Below are 19,865 nucleotides of genomic sequence, written 5' to 3' on the forward strand. Positions count from 1 at the left end.
CTTCCCTGTGGAAGGCCCTCGAATCAGCCGGTCAGGCGCTGGGGGTGGGGGCGGGCAGCAGGACCTTGCACTTGTCGTACGCCTTGGCCACCTTGGGGTCCGCCGTGGCCGTATCGCGCAGGCGCCCGCCGGCGGGCAGTTCGGCTCCGTTGTCCTTCATACAGGTGCGGAACGCCTGCATCGCCTGCGGATCGAGGCCGCGCCGGCCGCCGAACCCGCCCCGGCCGCCTTGCGGCATGAGCGAGCGGCACGCCTCGAACGCCTTGCTCGTGGCGGGGTCCATCGACCGGAACCCGCCGAAGCCCCCGCCTGGCCGGCCGCTCGGCCACGCGCTGGGCCTGCCGCTGGGTCTGCCGCTGGGGCGCCCGTTCGGCATCCCGGAAGGACGCCCGGTCGGCAGCGTGGCGCCGTTCTCGCGCAGGCACGCGGTGAACGCGGCCCGGGGGTCGACGGTCGAACCGCCGCCCGTGGCCTGCGTGGTGGTCGTGGCGGCGGTGTCGTCACCGCCGCCACAGCCGGTCAGCGTGACCGCGAGGGCCGCCGCGGCGACCGCGATGGACAGGTATCGCATGGAGGATCACCCAAGCCTTTCGTCAGGGGGGCACTCGGGGAGGCGGACGCGGAACACCGCGCCGCGGCCGGGCTCGCTGTCGGCCGTGATGGTGCCGCCGTGGGCCTGGACGAGAGCGGCGGCGATGGACAGCCCGAGCCCCGTGCCGCCGGAGTCCGACCGGCTGCGCGAGGGATCGGCGCGGTAGAACCTTTCGAAGACGCGCTCGGCGTCGCCGGGGCCCAGGCCGGGCCCGTCGTCGGCCACCTCGATCAGCACCTGCGATCCGGGCACGGTCCCCACACCGACCCGCAAGGCGGTGCCCGCCGGGGTGTGCCGCAGGGCGTTGCCGACGAGGTTGCCGACGACCTGGCGCAGCCGCGCCTCGTCGCCGAGCACCCGCACCGGCTCGTCCGAGTCGTCCAGCCGCAGCAGGTCGATCTCCCGGTCCGGCGCGAGGGTCTGCGCGTCGAGCACCGCCCCCGCCGCGAGACTCAGCACGTCGACCGGGCGGCGTTCGAGGGGGCGCTGCTGGTCGAGCCGGGCGAGCAGCAGCAGGTCGTCCACGAGCAGGCCCATCCGTACGGCCTGGTCCTCGATGCGGCGCAGCAGCAGGACGGGATCCTGCGAACTCTGCTGCCGGTACAGCTCGGCGAAGCCTCGGATCGAGGTGAGCGGGGTGCGCAGCTCATGAGAGGCGTCGGCCATGAACCGGCGCATCCGCTCCTGCGACGCCTCCCGCTCCCGGAACGCCGTCTCGATCTGCGTGAGCATGCCGTTGATGGACCGGCCGAGACGGCCCATCTCGGTGCGCCGGTGCCGCAGCGGGACCCGCCGCGACAGATCGCCGGCCGCGATGGCCTCCGCCGTACGCTCGATCTCCCCCAGCGGGCGCAGGCTGCGCCGTACGAGCCAGTAGCAGGCGACCCCGAGCGCGACGAGCACGGCGAGGCCGACCCCGACGACGATCAGCTCCAGCTGGGAGACCGTGTTGTCGATGTCGGCCAGGCTGACGGCCGCGACGCGGAAGCGGGTGCCGCCCTCCTCGCGTACGGCGATCGCCCGCCACACGACCCCCGAGGGGGCCTCCATCGTGAACAGCCACTGCCTGCGGTCCTGCCGGGGCCTGGGCAGCGCGGGCAGCGGGTCGGCGTTCGGCGGCTCCTGGACGGTACGCACGACGGCGCCGTCCCGGTCGAGCACGACGATGTAGAACGAGCCGAACTGCCGCGGCGGCCGGGACGCGGTGGCCGTGGCCTGGGGCGGAGGCGGCGGCTCGACCGGGCGCCGGCCGACGGCCGCGAGCTGTGTCTCGACCCGCTCCACCAGGTAACCGCGCAGGAGCTGTACGGCGAAGCCACCGGTCAGCGCGATCGCGAGGGTGACGAGCAGCAGCGTGCCCGCGACGAGCCGCAGCCAGAGAGGGGTCCGCGCGGCCCGCCGCCGCAGCTCGCGAACGCTCAGCGAGCGCAGCGGCCGGTCGGCGCGCGGCAGCCGGGGCCACCGGCGGGCACGGGCCGTTTCCCCACCGGGCTCCCGCGCGGGCCCGGCCGTCCCACCGGCCTTCGTAAGTGCCTTCGCACGGGTCCTGGCGCGGGTCCTCGCACCCGCGGCGCCGGCCGGTTTGCCGGCGTGGAGCAGGTCAGTGACGCGGCGCACGGAGGACATAGCCCACGCCGCGGAGCGTGTGGATCAGCTTGGGCTCGGTGGTGTCGATCTTGCGGCGGAGATAGGAGACATACGACTCGACCACGTTGTGGTCGCCGCCGAAGTCGTAATGCCAGACGTGGTCGAGGATCTGCGCCTTCGACAGCACCCGGCCCTGGTTGACCATGAAGTAGTGCAGCAGCTTGTACTCCGTGGGCGAGAGCCGTACGGCGGCTCCGCCGCGCCAGACCTCGTGGGAGTCCTCGTCGAGCTCGAGGTCGGCGACGCGCAGCCGGGCGGGGACGGCGTCGCCGCCGCGCGTGCGGCGCAGCACGGCCCGGATGCGCGCGAGCACCTCCTCCAGGCTGAACGGCTTGGTGACGTAGTCGTCGCCGCAGCCGAGCCCGGTGATCTTGTCCTCGGTCGCGTCCCTCGCGGTGAGGAACAGCACCGGGACCCGCCGCCCGGAGGCGTGCAGCCGGTCGGAGACGGCGAAGCCGTCCAGATCGGGCAGCATGACGTCCAGCACGATCAGATCGGGGCGCACCTTGCCGGCCAGCTGGACCGCCTCACGGCCGGTGGACGCGGTGAGCACCTCGAACCCGGCGTACCGCAGGCTGGCCGACAGCAGCTCTCTGATGTCGGGCTCGTCGTCGACGACCAGCAGACGGCCCTCCCTGATCACGAGCCCGTCCTCCGGCCCATGGGCGAGCCCTGGGTGACGGACGTCGCCGCCACCTGACCCTGGTCGTCGGCGGTCCCCGCGACGGTGACGAAGCTGCCCGGCTTGAGGTCGGACACCTTCCCCGCCCGGGTGACCTGGACCTTGGTGTCACCTGACGTGGTCACCGTGACCACACCGCCGTTCACGGTCTGCACGTAGATCTTGTCGCCGTCGACCAGTTTGACCGTGCCGAAGGTCATGCCGCCGGGCCCTGCTCCCGTCCCCGCGCCTGCTCCTCTTCCCGCGCCACCGCCGGCGAAGCCGCCGCCCGCGCCGTCACCGCCCCTGCCCGCGCCGCGGGCGTACCCGCCGCCGAGCCCGCCGCCCCCGGGGGCCTGCCCTCCACCGGCGTACGTCCCGAAACCCGCGGCGCGGGACGACTGGCCGGGTGCGGAGCCGCCCAGGAGCTTCTGCACCTGGATGCCGAGGAGGAGCCCGGCCACGAGCAGGACGCCTCCGGCCAGGGCGAGCGTCAGCCTCGACCCGCCCGTCCGGGCGGGACGCGCCGCCAGCACCTCCTGGAGGTCGTCGTCGAACGGCGAGGTCTCCAGAAGCTCCTCGGTGTCGTGCCTGCTCAAATCCTTCTCCCTTCCCTGGGTCCGGCCGTCATTCGAAGCGCAGAGCTTCGATCGGCCGCAGCCCGGCGGCGCGGTTGGCGGGATAGCTGCCGAAGAACAGGCCGATCGCGACCGAGACGCCGAGCGCCAGCGCGATCGACGTCGGAACGATCACCGGCCGCACGCCCGCGATCGTGAACTGCGCGCCGATCACGGCGATCAGCACACCCAGCAGGCCGCCGACGAGGCTGAGCATCGTCGCCTCGGCGAGGAACTGGCCGAGGATCGCGCCCTTGGGCGCGCCGATCGCCTTGCGGATGCCGATCTCCCGCGTCCGCTCGGTGACCGTGACGAGCATGATGTTGGTGATGCCGATGCCGCCGACGAGCAGGCTGATCGCGGCCACCGCGCCGAGCAGGACCGTGAACGTCCCGGTCGCCGCGCTGACCGTCTCCTGCAGCGTCGCCTGGTTGAGGATGCGGTAGTCGGCGCTCGCCGAGCCGGTGATGCCGTGCCGCTGGTTGAGCACCTCGGTCACCTCGCTCTGCGCGGCGTCGACCGCCTCGGCGCTCCTGGCCTGCACGAGGATCTGCCCCAGCGGCCCGAATCCGGTCAGGCTCTGCTGCACGGCGGGCAGCGGGGCGATCGCCACGTCGTCGGCGTCCTGGAACCCGGACGAACCGGCCTCCTTGAGCACGCCCACGACGGTGAACGGCACGCCCGACACCGTGATCTGCTTGCCGAGGGGATCGACCGCACCGAACAGGTTCTCGGCCACCGTCTGCCCGATCACCACGACCTTGCGCGCGGCGAGCACGTCGTCGTTGTAGAAGTAGGCGCCCTTGACCACCGGCTTGTTGGACGCCTCGAAGTAGCTCGGGTAGGTGCCCACGAGCTGGCTGATCGAGTGGCTCGCCCCTTCGTACGTGGCGGTCTGGGACTGGGCGGTGACGACCGGCGAGACGCTCTTGACCGAGGGGGCGTTCGCCGGGTCGGCCAGCGCCCGCGCGTCGTCGACGGTCAGGTTCCTGGCCTGCGTGCGCGGTCCGCTGTTCTGCCGCCCGGCCTGGCCACCGCCTCCCCCGCCTCCCCCGCCTCCTCCGCCGAACGCGCGGCCGAACCCGCCGCCGCCACCCGATGTGGAGGGCGTGACGGTCAGCGAGTTGGCCCCGAGCCGCTGGATGTTCTGCTGGATTTGCTGGGAGGACCCCTCGCCCACCGCGACCAGGAGGATCACCGCGGCGACGCCGATCAGGATGCCGAGCATGGTGAGCGCGCTGCGCATCTTGTTGGCGGCCAGGCCGCGCAGGGCGAAACGCAGGACCTCCGCGGCGTTCACGAGGCCACCTCCGCGAGCATCGGGGGCGGCCCGCCGACCGGCGTGGTGCGTACGTCCTCGACGATCTGGCCGTCCATGAGCCGGACGACCCGTTTCGCGTGCGCGGCGACCTCCTCCTCGTGCGTGATGACGACCAGGGTGCGGCCGCTCACGCTGAGGCGGTCGAAGATGTTCATGACGTCCTCGCTGGACTTGCTGTCGAGAGCGCCCGTGGGCTCGTCGGCCAGCAGCAGGGTCGGCGCGGTGACGAGCGCGCGGGCCACCGCCACCCGCTGCTGCTGGCCGCCGGACAGCTCGTTGGGCTGATGGTGGACGCGCTCGGAGAGTCCGACCCGGTCGAGCGCGGCCAGCGCCCTGCGGCGCCGCTCCGCGGCCTTGACCCCGCCGTACGCCAGGGGAAGCTCGACGTTGGCGAGGGCGCTCATCCGGGGGATCAGATTGAACGACTGGAAGACGAAACCGAGTTTGCGGTTGCGGACGACCGCGAGCCGCCGCTCGTCGAGTCCGCCGACGTCGGTGCCGTCAAGGTGATAGGTCCCCCCGGAAGGAACGTCGAGGCAGCCGATGATGTTCATCAGCGTGGACTTGCCGGAGCCGGAGGCACCCATGATCGCCACGTAGTCGCCGCGCTCCACCCTCAGCGACACGCCGCGCAACGCGCGCACCGCGGTCTCGCCCTCGCCGTACACCTTGGTGACGTGGCCCAGATCGAGAACGGGGGGGTTGAGCACCGGCGGCTCCCCCGCCGTCATCGGTCGCCCCTGCCGCCACCGCCGCCGAAGCCGCGGCCGAAGCCGCCTCCGCCGCCCGGGAACTGGATGCCGCCGCCTCCGCCGGTCGTCGATGCCTGGGGTCGCACCACCTGGTCGCCCTCCTGAAGTCCCGACGTGATCTCGGTGGTCGTGTCGCCCTTGAGGCCGACCTGCACCCGCTTCACGACCTGCCTGCCGTTCTCCAGCACCGTCACCGTGGTCTGGCCGCCCGCCGTCGTGACCGCCGAGGACGCCACCGTGAGCGCGTCGTCCGCCTTGCCCACGGTCACCCGGGCCGTGGCCGTCTGGCCGAGCCGTACGGTGGAGGGCACGCCGGTCAACGAGATCGTCACGGCGTACTGGACGACGTTGTTGTTCGTCTGCGGCTGCGGGTCGACCACCGTCACCTTGCCTGCGGCGGTGACCCCGGAGAGGGCGTCGAAGGACACGGTGGCCGCCTGGCCGACCTTGATCCTGGCGACGTCGGCCTCGGTGAAGTTCCCCACGATCCGCAGGCGGGCGGGGTCGGCGATCTCGATGAAGCCGCCGGACCCGCTCTGCGACTGTGCGGACTGCGCCTGTCCCTGGCCGCCCTGGGAGGACCCGCCGGATCCGCCCGATCCACTGGATCCGCTTGAGGAGCCGCCCACGGCCCCGTTGACCGCCGTGACGACGCCCGCGAACGGCGCCTTGATGACGGTGCCCGCCAGCGCCCGCTTCGCCGACCGATAGGCGTTCCTCGCGCTGATGTACCGCGAGTAGCCGGAGGCCGTCGAGGTGTCGGCCTCCTCGGCGGCGTCCAGGCTCGCCCGGGCCGCCTCCAGGCTCTCTTGGGCGGCCGTGTCGTCGATGCGCGCGAGCACCTGTCCCTTCTTGACCCGGTCGCCGGTCTCGACCAGGACGGACTCGACGGTGCCGTTCGCGGAGAAACCGAGGGCGCGCGTCCTGGCGCTCTCGACGGAACCGGAGGCCGACACCGAGGCGAGCACGGTCCCGCGGGTCACCCGGGTCGTCAGCGGCGCGGCGCCGTCTCCGGAGGAGTCGCCTCCCACGGACGCCCAGGCCGCCGCGATCCCGCCGAGCAGCAGTACCACCAGGACACCGTTGACGATCAGTGTCCTGCGCTTCGTCGACAGCTTCACGACGTGGAACCATGGCAAACCCCGCTTCGGGCAACCTAGGCCGACGCTGAGGATTTCCTGACAGTCCGCACGCGGTCCCCGCATCCACAGACAACTCTCAGGTACGGCCAAGCCACCGGTCACGTGACGTCAGCAGGATGTCCGCCATGAGATCGAGCACTCCACTTCGCGTCGGAGGGCTCGCGCTGGCGGGGATCGTCATCGCGAGCGTCGCCGTGATCTCCGCCAGTGGCGGCGACACCTCTGCGGCCGACCGGATAGCGCTCGCCTCGGTCAGGCGGGGCACGGTCACGTCGTACGTCTCCGCCGCCGGCAACACGGTCGACACCGGCGTGCGCGATCTCACGTTCGCGGCGGAGGGCACGGTCGAGAAGGTCTACGTCAAGGTGGGTCAGAAGGTCCGCCGCGGCAAGGTCCTCGCCCGGATCGACGACACCATCGCCAGGGAGAACTACGAGGCCGCCAAGGCCGCCCTCGCCGCCGCCCAGGAGACCCTCGACGACGTCGAGAACGGCACCGAGAACGGCACCGCCACCACGAGCACAGCCGCCGCGCCGAGTGCGGGCGGCTCCGGGCCCGGGGCGACCGGTGGCGGCACCGGAGGCGGGGCCAGGACCCCCGGCGGCGGAACGGGCGCTGGAGCGAGGCCGGGAAACGCGGGCGGCACCGGCGACGGCTCCGGAGCGGGGAACACGGGCGGCACCGGGAGCGGCGGCCCTGTCTCGTGCCCGATTCCCTCCGTCCGGCCTTCCGGGCAGGCGTCCACGCGTCCCTCCTCAAAGCCCTCGTCGCGGGCTTTCCCGAGCACCCGGCCGCCGAGCCGACCGGGTGCCGCCGCGGCGAACAGCGGCGCGAGCACGGCGAGCATCAGCCTGGTGGCGTACAGGGGTGGTGGCCACGGCGGTTCCACGCCCGAGCCCGGTTCGCCCACACGCACGCCGCGCCCGCATCCGCACCCGAAACCGTCCGGGCCGCACCACCCGGCCCCCACAGACGGCGCGTCCGCGCCGGACCCCGAGGTGAGCGTCTCGATCCCGCCCACGCCACCGGCGCGGCAGCCGTCCGCCGAGCCGAGCCCCTCCTCCAGCGGCGCCTCCCCCACCTGCGCCCCGGGTCAGGGCGGCCAGAGCCAGGACCAGCAGGGACAGAACCAGCAGGGTCAGGGCGCGCAAGGGCAGGGCGGTGGCGCGCGAGGGCGTACGGGCTTCGGCGGCGGTCAGGCAGGTCAGGGCGCTCGGGCAGGCCAGGCGGGTCAGGGCGCTCAGGGCGGACAGGGGGGCGGCGGCCGGCTCACCGAGGCGCAGGCCGAGGCGCAGGTCAGCCAGGCGACGACCGAACTGGCCGAGGCCAAGGATGCTCTCGCGGGCGTGAGGATCAAGGCTCCGGCGGACGGCACGATCCTGTCCGTCGCGGGGACCACGGGCTCCCACTACACCTCGGGCGTGTTCATCACGCTCGGCGACCTCGACGCCCTGCAGGTGCAGGCCATGTTCACCGAGTCGGACATCCGCTTCCTGAAGGCCGGTCAGGCGGCCACCGTCACGCTGTCGACGCAGCCGGGGCGGGAGTACGCGGGAACGGTAGCCCACGTCGATCCGACCGCGACCACCTCGAACCGGCTCGTCCGCTATGGCGTGACGATCGACCTCAACAACCGCCCCGCCCGGATGCTGCTGGGCCAGAGCGCCACCGTGAGGGTGACGACCGGCGAGGCGGCCGACGCGCTCTACGTCCCCGCGCAGGCCGTACGCCTCCAGGACGACGGCACGGCCGTGGTCACGGTGACCAACGGCGGGACGCAGGCGCGGCGGACGGTCAAGATAGGCGTGCGTGGCGACACCTACGTGGAGATCACGGGCGGTCTCTCCGAAGGCGACCAGGTCGTCCTGCCCGGCACCACCACCGCCTTCCCCGACGAAGGCTTCCCGGCGACCGGTCAGACCAACGGCCAATGAACGCCGTCAGACCGACGGAGAGATCACGTCCGTGCCGCCGAGGCCGCAGTAGCCGTTTGGGCCCCTTGAAAAGGTATTGCTGGTGGTAGACCTTCGCTTCAGGCAATAGATCTCAACGCTTGCGCCAGTGCCGTTCGACCAAAAGATCACTGCTCAGGAGCGCAGGGCGGGACAGCGCTCAGAGCTGTTCCGGTAGCAGCATGAACGCACCGGTGTGGTGGGGACGGACGACGGTGAAGTGACGGCGGTCAAGGGTTGCCACTTCCGTGACGCCGAGGCGCTCAGCAATGGCGATCACAGAGGCATCGACCGCCCCGAGGGGGAGACTTGCGTACGTCTCCACCAGGTCGCTCATACGCTGCAGATCACGTTCTGTGAGATCCACCATGGTCAGACCTGCTCCGAAGGAGCGCAGAAACGCCGCCTCCGCTTTGCTCCCCTGCCGCTTCTCGACGAGTTGGCACACCTCCGTGACCACTGTCGCGGGGACGAGCAAGGGTCCTGGGTGGGTCCGCAGAAGTCGAGCGCAGGCCTGATGATGGCGGTCCCGGACGTTCACGGCCGCAACCAACGGACCCGAGTCGATGACGATCACAAAGAGTGATTGTCCTCTGCACGGAGAATCTCCTCCGAGCGTTCCGCGAAATCCGGCTCCGCTTCAAGCAAGCCGATGAACGGCAGGTCGCGTACGACAGGCGGCTCTTCGAGCTGATCGCGGACGAGCCTGAGCAGAGGAGCCACCTTCTCCTCTGGCAGCCGATCAACCAGGTGGTGGAGTTCCTCGCGCATCACGCTCATGTATCGAGTGTAATCAGCAGGACCGCCCCGGACAGCCGTGCGGGACGGCTGCTGATCGCAACCCACTGAGAGCGGCTGCGCCGGCCCGGGGCAGCCTGGGCTCCGAGCCGACTGGCTCCTGCAAGACCATAGATCACCAGCCGTCAGGCCGACGGGGCAGGACACGCCGGTGCCGCCGATGCCGCAGTAGCCGTTGGGCACCTTGAAGAGGTATTGCTGGCGGTAGCGGTTCTCCTCGGGCAATAATTCGCGGCCGAGCTCCACCCGCTTGCGCCGCGAGGAGCCGGCGCCTCCTACCGACGCGGGCTACATCGTGATGGCCGATCCGGAGGAAAACGAGTTCTGCTTGGACTGAACGACGGGGAACTTCACTCCGGTGAGGTCTTCGGAGACGGCCCACAGCCGCTGCTGGACGGCTACCTCGTACGACTGCGGGCTGGAGGTGACCAGCCGGGGGTGGCCCATGACCTCGAAGCGTCCGCCGGGACCGTAGTACTGGCCGCCGAGCACGGCGGGGTCGGTGGCGGCACGCAGGGTCGGCAACGCGCCCATCGCCGGCGTCTGGGTGATCAGCGGCGCGAGCCAGGTGAGCGGAAGCCGGAGGGCCGCGGGGGTGTTGCGGGCGAGTTCGGTGCTGGACATGCCGGGGTGCGCGGCCACCGCGACGGTGATGCCGTGCGTGGCGAGCCGGCGCTGCAACTCGTACGTGAACATCAGGTTGGCCAGCTTTGACTGACCATAGGCGGCGACCCGGCTGTACGACCGCTCCCACTGCAGGTCGTTGAAGTGGATCGCGGCCCGGATGCGGTGGCCGGTGCTGCTGACCGTCACCACGCGCGAGCCGGGCACCGGCAGCATCAGGTCCAGTAGCAGCCCGGTGAGCGCGAAGTGGCCGAGGTGGTTGGTGCCGAACTGCATCTCGAAGCCGTCCCGGGTGGTCTGCTTCGGGGTGTACATCACTCCGGCGTTGTTGATCAGCAGGTCGATGCGGTCGAGCCGGGACCGCAGCGCCGCCGCGGCGGTGCGGACGGAGTCGAGCGAGGTCAGGTCCAGCGCCTGCACGGTCACGTCGCCGGTCATGCGGGCCGCGGCCTGCTCGCCCTTCTCGACGTTGCGCACGGCGAGGACCACGGACGCCCCGCGCTCGGCGAGCGCCTTGGCGGTCTCGTATCCCAGTCCGGTGTTGGCTCCGGTCACCACGGCCACCCGCCCGCGCTGGTCCGGAATGTTCGCCGTCGTCCACTTCTTGCCCATGCCAGGCTCCCATCTAACGTACCGAAGGTATCTTCTGTCTGTAACGCTAAAGTACCTCCGGTACGTTGTCAACGTACCGGAGGTACTTAAGTTAGGCTGGCGATCGTGAGCTTCCAGCGGGCGCGAACCGAAGAGCAGCGGGAGATCCGTCGGCGGGGGATCCTCGACACGGCGTCGGCGATGCTCGGTGAGATGCCTGTGGCTGCGGTCACCCTGAACGAGCTCAGCCGCCGGGTAGGCCTGGCGAAGCCGAACGTGCTGCGCTACTTCGAGTCTCGCGAGGCGGTGCTGCTGGAACTACTGGACCGCTTCCTGCAGGAGTGGCTGACGGAACTGGCGGGCGAGTTGGCCGCCGGCATCGACGGAGATCTGCCCATGGCTGAGCGAGCGGCAGCGGTGGCAGAGATCCTCAGCCGCTCGCTCTCGAGCCGAACGGTGCTCTGCGACCTCTTCGGCGCACAGGGCAGCGTCCTGGAACACAACGTCTCCGTCGAGGTCGTGGCGCGCTACAAGCGCGCCTCCCTGGACCGCCTGACAACCATGACCGCCCTGATCCAGAACTGCCTGCCGGAGCTGGGCGAGAACGCAACACTGTTCAGCCTGCAAACCATGGTCATGGCCGGCGCGCTGTCGGCGTACAGCACACCCCCACCCAGCCTGCAGGCGGCCTACCAGGCCGAGCCCGACCTCGCCCGCTTCCACTTGGAGCTGAAGGACTCCTTGAAGCTGGCCCTTACCGCAACCCTCCTGGGCGTGCTACCCCGCGGCTGACATGCCTTGCACTGGACAGGTCCTGGAGCCTCGATCCTCGGTCAGGACCAGGCCCGTCGGGCAGGCGGCCCACCCGGATAGGTCACCTAGCTTGACGTTGGTGCCGCCGAGGCCGCAGTAGCCGTTGATATAGGCGTAATAGGAGTGGTCGCATCTTCTGGTCAGCAGATGCGTCACGACCTACGATGCCTCGACTTGAGGTAATCGTGCACCCACTTCTTGCTGCTACGCCACATGCCGTCGTCCCCCTTGACCGCACGGAGTCGTCCCCGTGCAGCGGCCACACGAAGTGCGTTCTCGGTGACGTCTCGCGTGGCGAGAGCGGGTAGTGGGACAAGCTTGACCGGACCGGCCACCGCCGGCATGACGAAGCGGTACAGATTCGTCGTCACACTGCGTGCGATAAGTTCGCCCAACGGGCCGAACTCGTCATTGTCAGCTCGGCGCATCGCCTGAAGGTACTTGTCGCGATCGCGCTTGTAGATGATCGCGGGCGGGTATCCGATTCTGCCGAGTATCAAGTTGAGCACCAGGCGGCCTGTCCGTCCGTTGCCGTCGAGGAACGGGCGTACCTGCTCAAATCGGTTGTGAATCCGGGCCAAGCGTTCGGGGAGGGCTTCTTCCGACTCGTCCCGAAGGCCGTCAATCGTCTTCACCCAGTCCCGCATCTGGGGATCCACTTCCGGCCATGACGGCGGTTTCATGCCCCCGGGGAACCTGGCGATCTCGTGCTGTCGGAAGTTCCCCGGCCCTTCGGCGGAGGTGGCATGCGGGTGGGGATCCACAGCCCACACGAGCGACATGGCGGTGTGGTGTATCTGACGAACCTCCTGGAGCGTGATGAGTTCACCGTTCTGCCAGTCTCCTGGCTCCAGTGCCTGCCCATACACCCACTTCGCGGCATCGCCGTACCCCCTCACCTCCATGTAGTCCCTGAGCGGCTTCGCACCTACAGCCCGACCCTCCTCGAGGAGCTTCTCCACCTCCTGCAGGACGAGGGTGTTGCCCTCGATCGCAGTACTGTTGTGAGCCTCCTGGTGCCAGATGTCGGACCAGATGTCCTCCGCCTCGGCGGGCGAAGGCAAACCGCCCAAGCGGTCACGGAGCTCTCGGACGGCCTCGTCAAGGCGCTGGTACACGGTCGCCCTGGATGGCCCTCCCGGTCCCGACACCGGCGCCTCCCATGGTTTTGTTCGGCTGAACCCATATAACCGTACCGAACAAAATCCCTCTGGTTGTTCGCCTCCGCTGAATCAATCGAACCGAACAACTCGCCGTGCCAGGTCGAGGAGAACCGATGTCGGAGCAGCCAGGTGCTTGGCTGACGTCGCCCTCCCGCCATGGGCTCCTCGAGCCATGACGAGACCTCCGAGCAGGGCTGAACCGCCACCCGGAGGTCTCAGCAACCCCGGCTACTCCTCTAAAGAGGCCGTCAGCCCAGTCGGGCACCAGGCCGAAGGGTCGCCTGCGTTGACACCGGTGCCGCCGATGCCGCATTAGCCGTTCGGTGGTCGTCGTATCGCTGGGGCAATGACTCAGCATCTACACGCGTACGAGGCGGACCGCCTTGCCGCAGAGCTTGCTCATGTCGTCCTCGTACGAGCTGAGGACGATGACGGGGCGGATGGAGCGAAGAGCCGTGGCGCCACGACGACCTCCGGGCAACGCGACGCCACGCCGCTCGGAGGTCTCACGATCCCGCTACTCCTGGGGGGTTGCGGGCCCACGGGGCGGGAAATGCCCGTGCCGGCGAGCGCCCTGGTCATGCAGCGGGAGCCCGGGGTGTCAGGCGGACCTCGACTTCCGCGTCCAGAGCACTCGCCAAGCGCTCGATGACAGGCAGGGTGGGCACCGTCCCTCCGGCCTCGAACCGCGGCACCGCTGACTGGGTCATACCGGCCGCACGAGCCAGATCACTCTGGCTCCAGCCTCGTGTCTCCCGCATCACCCGGACCGTCTTTCCCAGTTCGAAAGCGAGACGTGCGGCCTCGTAGGCTTCGACTGCGCCGGGCTCGGCCATCCGGCGATGCCGGAGCTCCCGCCAGCTCTCCTGCTCGCTCATACCACTTCTTCTTTCTCATCCACGGTGTGCACCGCCTCGATGCAGCGGCGTAAGGCCCGGCGAGCCCGCTTCTCTATCTCACGCTCGTCGCGTGGCCTGGACTTGTCGAAAACCGTCTAAAGCACCATTCTGCGCCCGGGTTCGATCCAGTAGGTGATCCGTACCGCGATGTCGTTGAGATAGAACCGCAGCTCGCGTAACAGTGACGGTCGATCCGATGCCTACACCGGATTCGGCTCAGGCAGTCTCTCCGGGCAGGGGACGACCCGGGGCCGGGAGCGGTCACCGACGGGCGAAGGGGACTTCGTAGACGGGCGGTCCGCCCAGCATTGCCGCCAAATCGTCCTCGGTGACGTCGAGGTCGAAGGCGCGGCCCGCCCGGCAGGGGTCCCAGCCTTGGCCCAGAGCCATCCGGACGACCGCCGCCACGAGCGCCGGCCGTACGGCCATCGTTCGCTCCCCCACCCAGGCATCCGGTCGGGAGAAGGGAAGCGACACGAGGAGAACCCGGCCCGGCCCTTCCGCGAGCTCGATCGCAAAGGTCAGTGCCCCCTCGATCGCCTGCCCATACGCGGGCTTGCGGCGGATCCGCCACCGGTAGGCGACGCCGTCGACCGTGATGAGCCGTGAACCCTTCCGGGGAATCGCCATGCGCACCTCCCGCCCCCCAAGCTCCACCGCCGAGGGCGCGTGCGTCAAACGGAAACAGCGGTCAGGTGCGGGCTTCGGGGGCGAGGGGGAGGGTGACGCGGAAGGCGGCGCCGGCGCCGGGGGCCGTCTCCAGGCCGACCTCGCCGCCGTGCACCCGGACGAGGGACTCCACGATCGCGAGCCCGAGGCCGCTGCCGCCGGACGGCCGCGTACGGGAGGGATCGGCGCGGTAGAAGCGCTCGAAGACCCGGGCGGCCTGCTCGGGAGTGAGGCCGGGTCCCTTGTCCGCCACCTCGATGAACGCCGTGCCGTCCCGGCTGCCGACGCGAACGGTGATCGGGGTCCCTTCGGGCGTGTGGGTGGTGGCGTTGCTCATCAGGTTGCCCACGACCTGCCTCAGCCGCACCTCGTCCCCCGAGACGATCAGCGCCGCGTCCCCCTCGACCACCAGCGAGACGTCGCGGCCGGGGCAGAGGGTGATGGCGTCGTGGACCGCGTCGGCCGCCAGGGCCAGCAGGTCCACCGGCTGCATGCGCAGCGGGCGCTGCTGGTCGAGCCGGGCGAGCAGCAGGAGGTCCTCCACCAGCAGGCCCATGCGGGCGGCCTCGCTCTCGATCCGCGACATCAGCCGCGTCGTGTCGGCGTCCGGCACCTGCCGGTGGAACTCGGCGAATCCCCGGATCGAGGTGAGCGGTGTGCGCAGCTCGTGCGAGGCGTCGGCGACGAAACGGCGCATGCGCGCCTCCGACTCCCGCGCCTTGGCCTCGGACTCCCTGGCCGCCGCCTCGGAGGCCGCCCGGGCCTGGAACGCCGCCTCGATCTGGGCGAGCATGCCGTTCAGCGCGCGGGCGAGCCGCCCGACCTCCGTACGCGGGTCGCGGTCGGGGATCCGGCTGCCGAGGTTCCCCCGGGCGATGGCCTCGGCGGTCGCCTCGATCTCCGCCAGGGGCTGCAGGCTGCGCCGTACGATCACGACGCCGACGACGGCGAGCACGACCATCAGGGCGCCGCCGACCAGCGCCTCGATGAGGGTGAGCCGCGTGGTGATCTGCCCGACCGAGGCCATGTCCATCGCGACGACGACCGTGCCGAAGCCCTCGACGGGCACCACCCGGGCCCGCCACAGGCCGTCGCCGGAGACGGCGGAGACCGTCACCGGGTTCTGGGAGGTCACGGTGCGGGGGCCCGGCAGACCCTCCACGCTCATGCCCGCCTGCGCGAGCACCGTCCTGCCGTCGGTGTCCAGGATCTCCACCCGGCCCTCGGGCGGCACCCTGAGCCGTGCGAACGCCGCCGGACCCCGGTCGAGCCGTTTCTCCGTCTCGCGCGCCAGCATGCCGACCTGCATGTCGACCCGGCTGACCAGGTAGTCGCGCAGCACCGAGACGCTGCCCACGCCGACGGCCGCGAGGGCGACCGCGACCAGCGCCAGCATGGCCGCGCTGAGCCGGATCCGCAGCGGCGTACGCCCGGACACGGCTCAGGCGCCGGCGGGTGGTGTCCGCATGACGTAACCGACGCCGCGCAGCGTGTGGATGAGCCGGGGGTGGGACCGGGAATGGGCGTGGTCGAGCTTGCGCCGCAGCACCGACACGTACGACTCGACGATCCCGGCATCGCCGCGGAAGTCGTAGTCCCACACGTGGTCGAGGATCTGGGCCTTGGACAGCACCCGGCCGGCGTTGCACATGAAGTAACGCAGCAGCTTGAACTCCGTCGGCGACAGGGACACGGCCCGGCCGCCGCGCCAGACCTCATGGGACTCCTCGTCCAGCTCGATGTCGGCGAAGGTCAGCCGCGGCGAAGTGATCATCGGGTCCCCGGCGGTGCGGCGCAGCACGGCCCGGATCCGGGCGACGACCTCCTCCAGGCTGAACGGCTTGGTCACGTAGTCGTCGCCGCCGAGCGTCAGGCCGCGGATCTTGTCCTCGGTGGCGTCCCGCGCGGTGAGGAAGACCACGGGCGTGTGGGTGCCGCCGCCGCGCAGTCTGCGGACGATGTCGAACCCGTCCATGTCGGGCAGCATGACGTCGAGCACGATCAGGTCCGGGCGGTGCCGCTGGGCCGCGGCGACCGCCTCACCGCCGTTGCACGCGGTGTGGACCTCGAATCCGGCGTACCGGAGACTGGCCGCGAGCAGTTCGAGGATGTTCGGCTCGTCCTCGACGATCAGCAGCCGGGCTTCGGGAGATTCAGGGACCATGGCGGAAGCACTCTAGACCTAATTGGTTAAGGGAACCGTTAAAGCGATATGTCTGGCGATCGCGAGGCTGCTCGTAGCCGCAGGTGAGGGCGCGTTCCGCACGAGCACGATCCGCCCGCGCACGTCGATGACGAAGTCGTCGACCAACCTGCCGTCCCGCGCCACGGCCTGCGCCCGCACGCCGCCCCCGGTGCGTACGAGATCGGCCGGGACCAGGGCGGGCACGTACCGCCGGGCGGCGGACACGAAGGCGTGTTTGGCCAGCGAGCCGTACACCTCGCGCAGACCGGTGCGCCAGTGCTCGGCCGCCATGCGCCGGGTGCCCGGCCAGGACAGGATGCCGCGCAGGTCGCGGGCCGAGGCCCGGCGCCACGAGTAGCCCTCCAGGGCGAGCGCCGGCACGGCGTTGGGCCCGACCAGGACCTCCCCGTCGATCCGGCGGGTCAGGTGGACCCCGAGGAAGGGATAGCGGGGGTCGGGCACGGGATAGATGAGGCCCCTCACCAGGTCGCGCGCCCAGCCGGCGAGCCGGTAGTACTCCCCCCGGAACGGGACGATCCGCACGTCGCCGCCCGCCCTGGCCAGATCCGCCACGCGGTCGGTGCCGAGGCCGGCGCACGAGATCAGCCGGTCGAAGGTGAGCCTCTCCGGCCCGGCCGCCACCGCCACCCCGTCGGTGGTCTGCCTGATCGCGCGTACGGGACGCGAGAGCCGTACGGAGCCGCCGGCCTCGGCCACGTCGGCGGCGAGGCGGCGGGCGACCGCGGAGAAATCGGTGATCGCGGTGTGCGGCGAGTGGACGGCGGCGACCCCGACCGCGTGCGGTTCCACCTCCCGCAGGCCGATCGCGTCGAGTTCGGCGATGCCGGGCACGCCGTTCTCCCTGGCCCGCTCGCCGATGCGGCGCAGCCCGGGCAGCTCGGCCCGGGTGGAGGCCACGACGAGCTTGCCCACCTCGTCGTACGGCAGGCTGTGCTCGGCGCAGTACTCGCGCAGCATCGCGGCGCCCTCCCGGCAGAGGGTCGCTTTCAGCGAGCCGGGCTGATAGTAGATCCCGGCGTGCACGACCCCGCTGTTGTGCCCGGTCTGGTGGGCGGCGATCCGGGGCTCCTTCTCCAGGACGGTCACCTCGGCGCCCGCCCGCGCCATCTGCCGGGCCACGGCCAGACCGAGGATCCCGGCGCCGACGATCCCGATCCTCATGTCCGTACCGTTGTCGACAGCATGCCGGCCATTGTCTCAGCCGGAGCCGCTCCACGGTGATCGAACCTGTGTTCGGTACGATGACGGTGTGTACGTGCCACCCGGCTGGCCACCCGAGGTGCGCCCTCCCGGCAGCCCCGACTGGGCGGTCTCGGCCGTGTCGTGGCTGCTCGACGCGGTCCCGCCGGACTACCGCGCGTACGGCGTGCTGCGCCGCCATCCGCTCGCGCTCGCCCGGATGGCCCGTCAGCAGGTGGCGGCCTCGATCCAGGCGGCGCGGGAGGGATATCGCGGAGCGGCGGTCGACCTGAAGGAGCACCTGCCCCCGCACGCGATCGAGGCGGTCCTCGACGCCTACCGCCAGGAGGGCCCCCGGCTCGTGCGGCTGGCCGAGTCGATCGCGCTCGTGGAGCGCGCCCTGCGCGGCGAACACTTCCTGCCCAGGCTATGAACGCGCTCATATTTCCCGACGAATGGGGCATAACCGCCTAAAAGAGGACATCGGGGGTTAGCCATGACCACAGAGGGAGCGACCAAGACCGCCGGCCAGGTCATGCACGAGGGCGCCGAATGCATCGGCGAGCACGAGAGCCTGCGCAGGGCGGCGGAGATGATGCGCGACATGAGCGTGGGCGCCCTGCCCATCTGCGGGGACGACGACCGGCTCAAGGGCATCATCACCGACCGCGACATCGTGATCAAGTGCTGCGCCGAGGGCAAGGACCTCGACCAGACCACGGCGAGCGAGCTCGCCCGCGGTCTCGTCTGGGTCGACGCCGGTGCCAGCGTCGAGGACGCCCTGGCGAAGATGGAGGAGCACCAGATCAAGCGCATGCCGGTGATCGACAACCACAGGATCGTCGGGATGATCACCGAGGCCGATCTGGCCAAGGAGCTACCCGACAGCAAGCTCGCGGAGTTCGTGCACCGCATCTACGCGCGGAGCTGACTCTCGCGGCGCGCTCCGGGCCGGGTGTCGCCGGGAACGGCGGCCCGGCCCTTCGCCTGAGCGGGCCCGGTCGTTGATCACGTGCACCCGGTGCCAAGCCAGGGCGAACACGGTCGCGGACGGGTCTCGCGTCGGTCAGCGGCCCGTGCGGTAGGCGATGAACGCGATGATCCCGATCGCGCCCAGGGCGACCGCGACCCATAACACCCGCAGCGGCACGCCGAGCAGGTCGTCCGCGGCGGCCGCCTCGCTCGGCGCCGCGACCGCGCGCGGCCGGGCGGAGCTCCGGGCGCTCGGACGGGGTGAGGGGCTCGGGAGCGCGGCGGCCGGCAGCGGCACCCGGTAGACCGGGCTGTCGCTCCCCTCGCTCCCGGCGAGCAGCGCCCTGCCGTCCCGGGTGTACGCGATCGACTCGGCCTGGTCGAGCGGCGGCATCGTGACGTGCGCGAGCAGCTTCCCCGGCGACCGATAGACGGACGCCGAGAAGTACGTGCGGATGACGAAGCTCGACCCGTCGGGTGCGTACGCCGCGTCGGTGGCCATGATGGGCGCGGGCCCCACCCGGCGCAGGACGTTCACCGTGTCGGTGCGCAGCTTCGCCGGGGCGGCGTAGACGCCCCCGGAGATCTCCTTGCTGACGACGTACAACCGGCCGGTGCGGGGATTCACCATCAGCCCCTCGGCGTTGCGGGGGCCGTCGGCGTACCGGAAGCGATACCGCGTGGCCCGCAGCGTCGCGTCCGCCATCGTCCGCGGCTCGGCGACCTTGTAGACGGACACGTCCGGCCAGGTGTCGAGGTTGTCGCCGATGTCGGCGATCCACAGCACCCCGCGGCCGGTCGTGCGGTCGGTGGAGGCCGCGATGGCCTCCCAGTCCCTGGCCTCGGCGTTCCCGATCGTGAAGGTCGCCCGCGTACGGCCGTCCGGGCCGATCGCGTAGATCCGCGGGCCGTTGCCGCTGTCGTTGTGCGTGTAGACGATGCCCTTGTGGGTGGGCGAGACCGCGAGGCCGCTCGACTCGCCGACGCGCTCGTCCCGGATCCGGAACAGCGGTTTGTCCCCGTCGTCGGCCCGCCTCGTGACGTCGGCCCGCTTTGTGACGTCGGCCCGCTTTGTGACGTCGGCCCGCGCCGCCGTTCCGGGGAGCGCCGCGCCCGCGACCGCGAGGAGAGCGAGGACGGCCCGCGAAATCCGTCTCGTCCGCGTCCGCCCCGTTGCTCGCCCCATGTGGTCATCATTCCCGATGCCCGCTCCGCGTGCGGCGGCCGGCATTCCCCCGCACGCCCCGGATCAGGTCAAGAATCGGAT

General features: G+C 70.9%; 21 protein-coding genes and 1 pseudogene. 4 read left to right on the forward strand and 18 right to left on the reverse strand.

Annotated elements, in window-relative coordinates; genetic code table 11:
* Nucleotides 1-31 precede the first annotated feature (31 nt).
* The 7 genes from ACQPZZ_RS36505 to ACQPZZ_RS36535 are packed head-to-tail and all read right to left on the reverse strand — an operon-like array spanning nt 32 to nt 6,711.
* Nucleotides 32-571 carry a hypothetical protein gene (locus ACQPZZ_RS36505; protein ID WP_432926649.1) on the reverse strand — a complete coding sequence of 180 codons (540 nt, stop codon included), beginning with the start codon at nt 569-571 and terminating at the stop codon, nt 32-34.
* A gap of 6 nt (nt 572-577) precedes the next feature.
* Nucleotides 578-2,209, reverse strand: coding sequence for a sensor histidine kinase (locus ACQPZZ_RS36510; protein WP_432926651.1), 1,632 nt, complete (start codon nt 2,207-2,209; stop codon nt 578-580).
* On the reverse strand, nt 2,193-2,879 hold the full coding sequence (locus ACQPZZ_RS36515; RefSeq protein ID WP_363643784.1) for a response regulator transcription factor: 687 nt from the start codon (nt 2,877-2,879) through the stop codon (nt 2,193-2,195). Before ACQPZZ_RS36515 ends, ACQPZZ_RS36510 begins: the two co-directional genes overlap by 17 nt.
* A complete protein-coding gene (locus ACQPZZ_RS36520; RefSeq protein WP_432926653.1) occupies nt 2,879-3,499 on the reverse strand; it encodes a hypothetical protein in 621 nt (206 codons plus the stop codon). The genes ACQPZZ_RS36515 and ACQPZZ_RS36520 overlap by 1 nt, the downstream gene beginning before the upstream one ends.
* A gap of 28 nt (nt 3,500-3,527) precedes the next feature.
* Complete coding sequence (locus tag ACQPZZ_RS36525; RefSeq protein ID WP_432926655.1) at nt 3,528-4,817, reverse strand: ABC transporter permease; 1,290 nt, start codon at nt 4,815-4,817, stop codon at nt 3,528-3,530.
* Complete coding sequence (locus ACQPZZ_RS36530) at nt 4,814-5,569, reverse strand: ABC transporter ATP-binding protein (RefSeq protein ID WP_432926657.1); 756 nt, start codon at nt 5,567-5,569, stop codon at nt 4,814-4,816. Before ACQPZZ_RS36530 ends, ACQPZZ_RS36525 begins: the two co-directional genes overlap by 4 nt.
* Entirely contained in the window at nt 5,566-6,711 is a 1,146-nt protein-coding gene (locus tag ACQPZZ_RS36535; RefSeq protein ID WP_432926659.1) for an efflux RND transporter periplasmic adaptor subunit, read from the reverse strand. The genes ACQPZZ_RS36530 and ACQPZZ_RS36535 overlap by 4 nt, the downstream gene beginning before the upstream one ends.
* A gap of 146 nt (nt 6,712-6,857) precedes the next feature.
* Between ACQPZZ_RS36535 and ACQPZZ_RS36540 the strand changes: the two genes are divergently transcribed.
* Nucleotides 6,858-8,666 (forward strand): efflux RND transporter periplasmic adaptor subunit, encoded by a 1,809-nt coding sequence (locus tag ACQPZZ_RS36540; protein WP_432926661.1) that lies wholly within the window; start codon nt 6,858-6,860, stop codon nt 8,664-8,666.
* A gap of 178 nt (nt 8,667-8,844) precedes the next feature.
* Here the strand turns inward: ACQPZZ_RS36540 and ACQPZZ_RS36545 are convergent, their stop codons facing one another.
* From ACQPZZ_RS36545 to ACQPZZ_RS36560, 4 genes and pseudogenes are all read right to left on the reverse strand, one after another.
* Nucleotides 8,845-9,261 carry a type II toxin-antitoxin system VapC family toxin gene (locus ACQPZZ_RS36545; protein WP_432926663.1) on the reverse strand — a complete coding sequence of 139 codons (417 nt, stop codon included), beginning with the start codon at nt 9,259-9,261 and terminating at the stop codon, nt 8,845-8,847.
* Complete coding sequence (locus tag ACQPZZ_RS36550) at nt 9,258-9,464, reverse strand: hypothetical protein (RefSeq protein WP_079319669.1); 207 nt, start codon at nt 9,462-9,464, stop codon at nt 9,258-9,260. The genes ACQPZZ_RS36545 and ACQPZZ_RS36550 overlap by 4 nt, the downstream gene beginning before the upstream one ends.
* A 132-nt stretch (nt 9,465-9,596) precedes the next feature.
* Nucleotides 9,597-9,689: pseudogene (locus ACQPZZ_RS36555) on the reverse strand (peptide-methionine (S)-S-oxide reductase MsrA); the annotation flags it as partial.
* 81 nt (nt 9,690-9,770) lie between these two features.
* On the reverse strand, nt 9,771-10,718 hold the full coding sequence (locus ACQPZZ_RS36560) for an SDR family NAD(P)-dependent oxidoreductase (RefSeq protein ID WP_432926665.1): 948 nt from the start codon (nt 10,716-10,718) through the stop codon (nt 9,771-9,773).
* A 105-nt stretch (nt 10,719-10,823) separates the two neighbouring features.
* Between ACQPZZ_RS36560 and ACQPZZ_RS36565 the strand changes: the two genes are divergently transcribed.
* A complete protein-coding gene (locus tag ACQPZZ_RS36565) occupies nt 10,824-11,489 on the forward strand; it encodes a TetR/AcrR family transcriptional regulator (RefSeq protein WP_432926667.1) in 666 nt (221 codons plus the stop codon).
* A gap of 173 nt (nt 11,490-11,662) precedes the next feature.
* Here the strand turns inward: ACQPZZ_RS36565 and ACQPZZ_RS36570 are convergent, their stop codons facing one another.
* The 6 genes from ACQPZZ_RS36570 to lhgO form a co-directional block, all read right to left on the reverse strand.
* Nucleotides 11,663-12,628 carry a Fic family protein gene (locus tag ACQPZZ_RS36570; protein ID WP_432926669.1) on the reverse strand — a complete coding sequence of 322 codons (966 nt, stop codon included), beginning with the start codon at nt 12,626-12,628 and terminating at the stop codon, nt 11,663-11,665.
* 623 nt (nt 12,629-13,251) lie between these two features.
* Nucleotides 13,252-13,551 carry a helix-turn-helix domain-containing protein gene (locus ACQPZZ_RS36575; protein WP_432926671.1) on the reverse strand — a complete coding sequence of 100 codons (300 nt, stop codon included), beginning with the start codon at nt 13,549-13,551 and terminating at the stop codon, nt 13,252-13,254.
* 282 nt (nt 13,552-13,833) lie between these two features.
* Nucleotides 13,834-14,202 (reverse strand): hypothetical protein, encoded by a 369-nt coding sequence (locus ACQPZZ_RS36580; protein ID WP_432926673.1) that lies wholly within the window; start codon nt 14,200-14,202, stop codon nt 13,834-13,836.
* A 61-nt stretch (nt 14,203-14,263) separates the two neighbouring features.
* Nucleotides 14,264-15,679, reverse strand: coding sequence for a sensor histidine kinase (locus tag ACQPZZ_RS36585; protein WP_432926675.1), 1,416 nt, complete (start codon nt 15,677-15,679; stop codon nt 14,264-14,266).
* Nucleotides 15,680-15,682: 3 nt separating this feature from the next.
* The gene (locus tag ACQPZZ_RS36590) at nt 15,683-16,405 is read right to left on the reverse strand and encodes a response regulator transcription factor (RefSeq protein WP_363643513.1); all 723 of its coding nucleotides are present in this window, start codon (nt 16,403-16,405) and stop codon (nt 15,683-15,685) included.
* Between the two features lie 18 nt (nt 16,406-16,423).
* Nucleotides 16,424-17,608: an L-2-hydroxyglutarate oxidase gene (lhgO, locus tag ACQPZZ_RS36595; protein ID WP_432926677.1), complete on the reverse strand. Its 1,185-nt coding sequence runs from the start codon at nt 17,606-17,608 to the stop codon at nt 16,424-16,426.
* A gap of 88 nt (nt 17,609-17,696) precedes the next feature.
* On the opposite strand from lhgO, the gene ACQPZZ_RS36600 reads away from it, so the two are divergent.
* Entirely contained in the window at nt 17,697-18,059 is a 363-nt protein-coding gene (locus tag ACQPZZ_RS36600) for a hypothetical protein (RefSeq protein WP_363643509.1), read from the forward strand.
* Between the two features lie 63 nt (nt 18,060-18,122).
* Entirely contained in the window at nt 18,123-18,557 is a 435-nt protein-coding gene (locus ACQPZZ_RS36605) for a CBS domain-containing protein (protein WP_432926680.1), read from the forward strand.
* A gap of 135 nt (nt 18,558-18,692) precedes the next feature.
* On the opposite strand, the gene ACQPZZ_RS36610 is transcribed toward ACQPZZ_RS36605, so the two are convergent.
* A complete protein-coding gene (locus ACQPZZ_RS36610; protein WP_432926682.1) occupies nt 18,693-19,784 on the reverse strand; it encodes a hypothetical protein in 1,092 nt (363 codons plus the stop codon).
* Nucleotides 19,785-19,865: the final 81 nt, after the last annotated feature.

It is taken from the genome of Microbispora sp. CA-135349, from assembly GCF_050947365.1.
Classification (GTDB): domain Bacteria; phylum Actinomycetota; class Actinomycetes; order Streptosporangiales; family Streptosporangiaceae; genus Microbispora.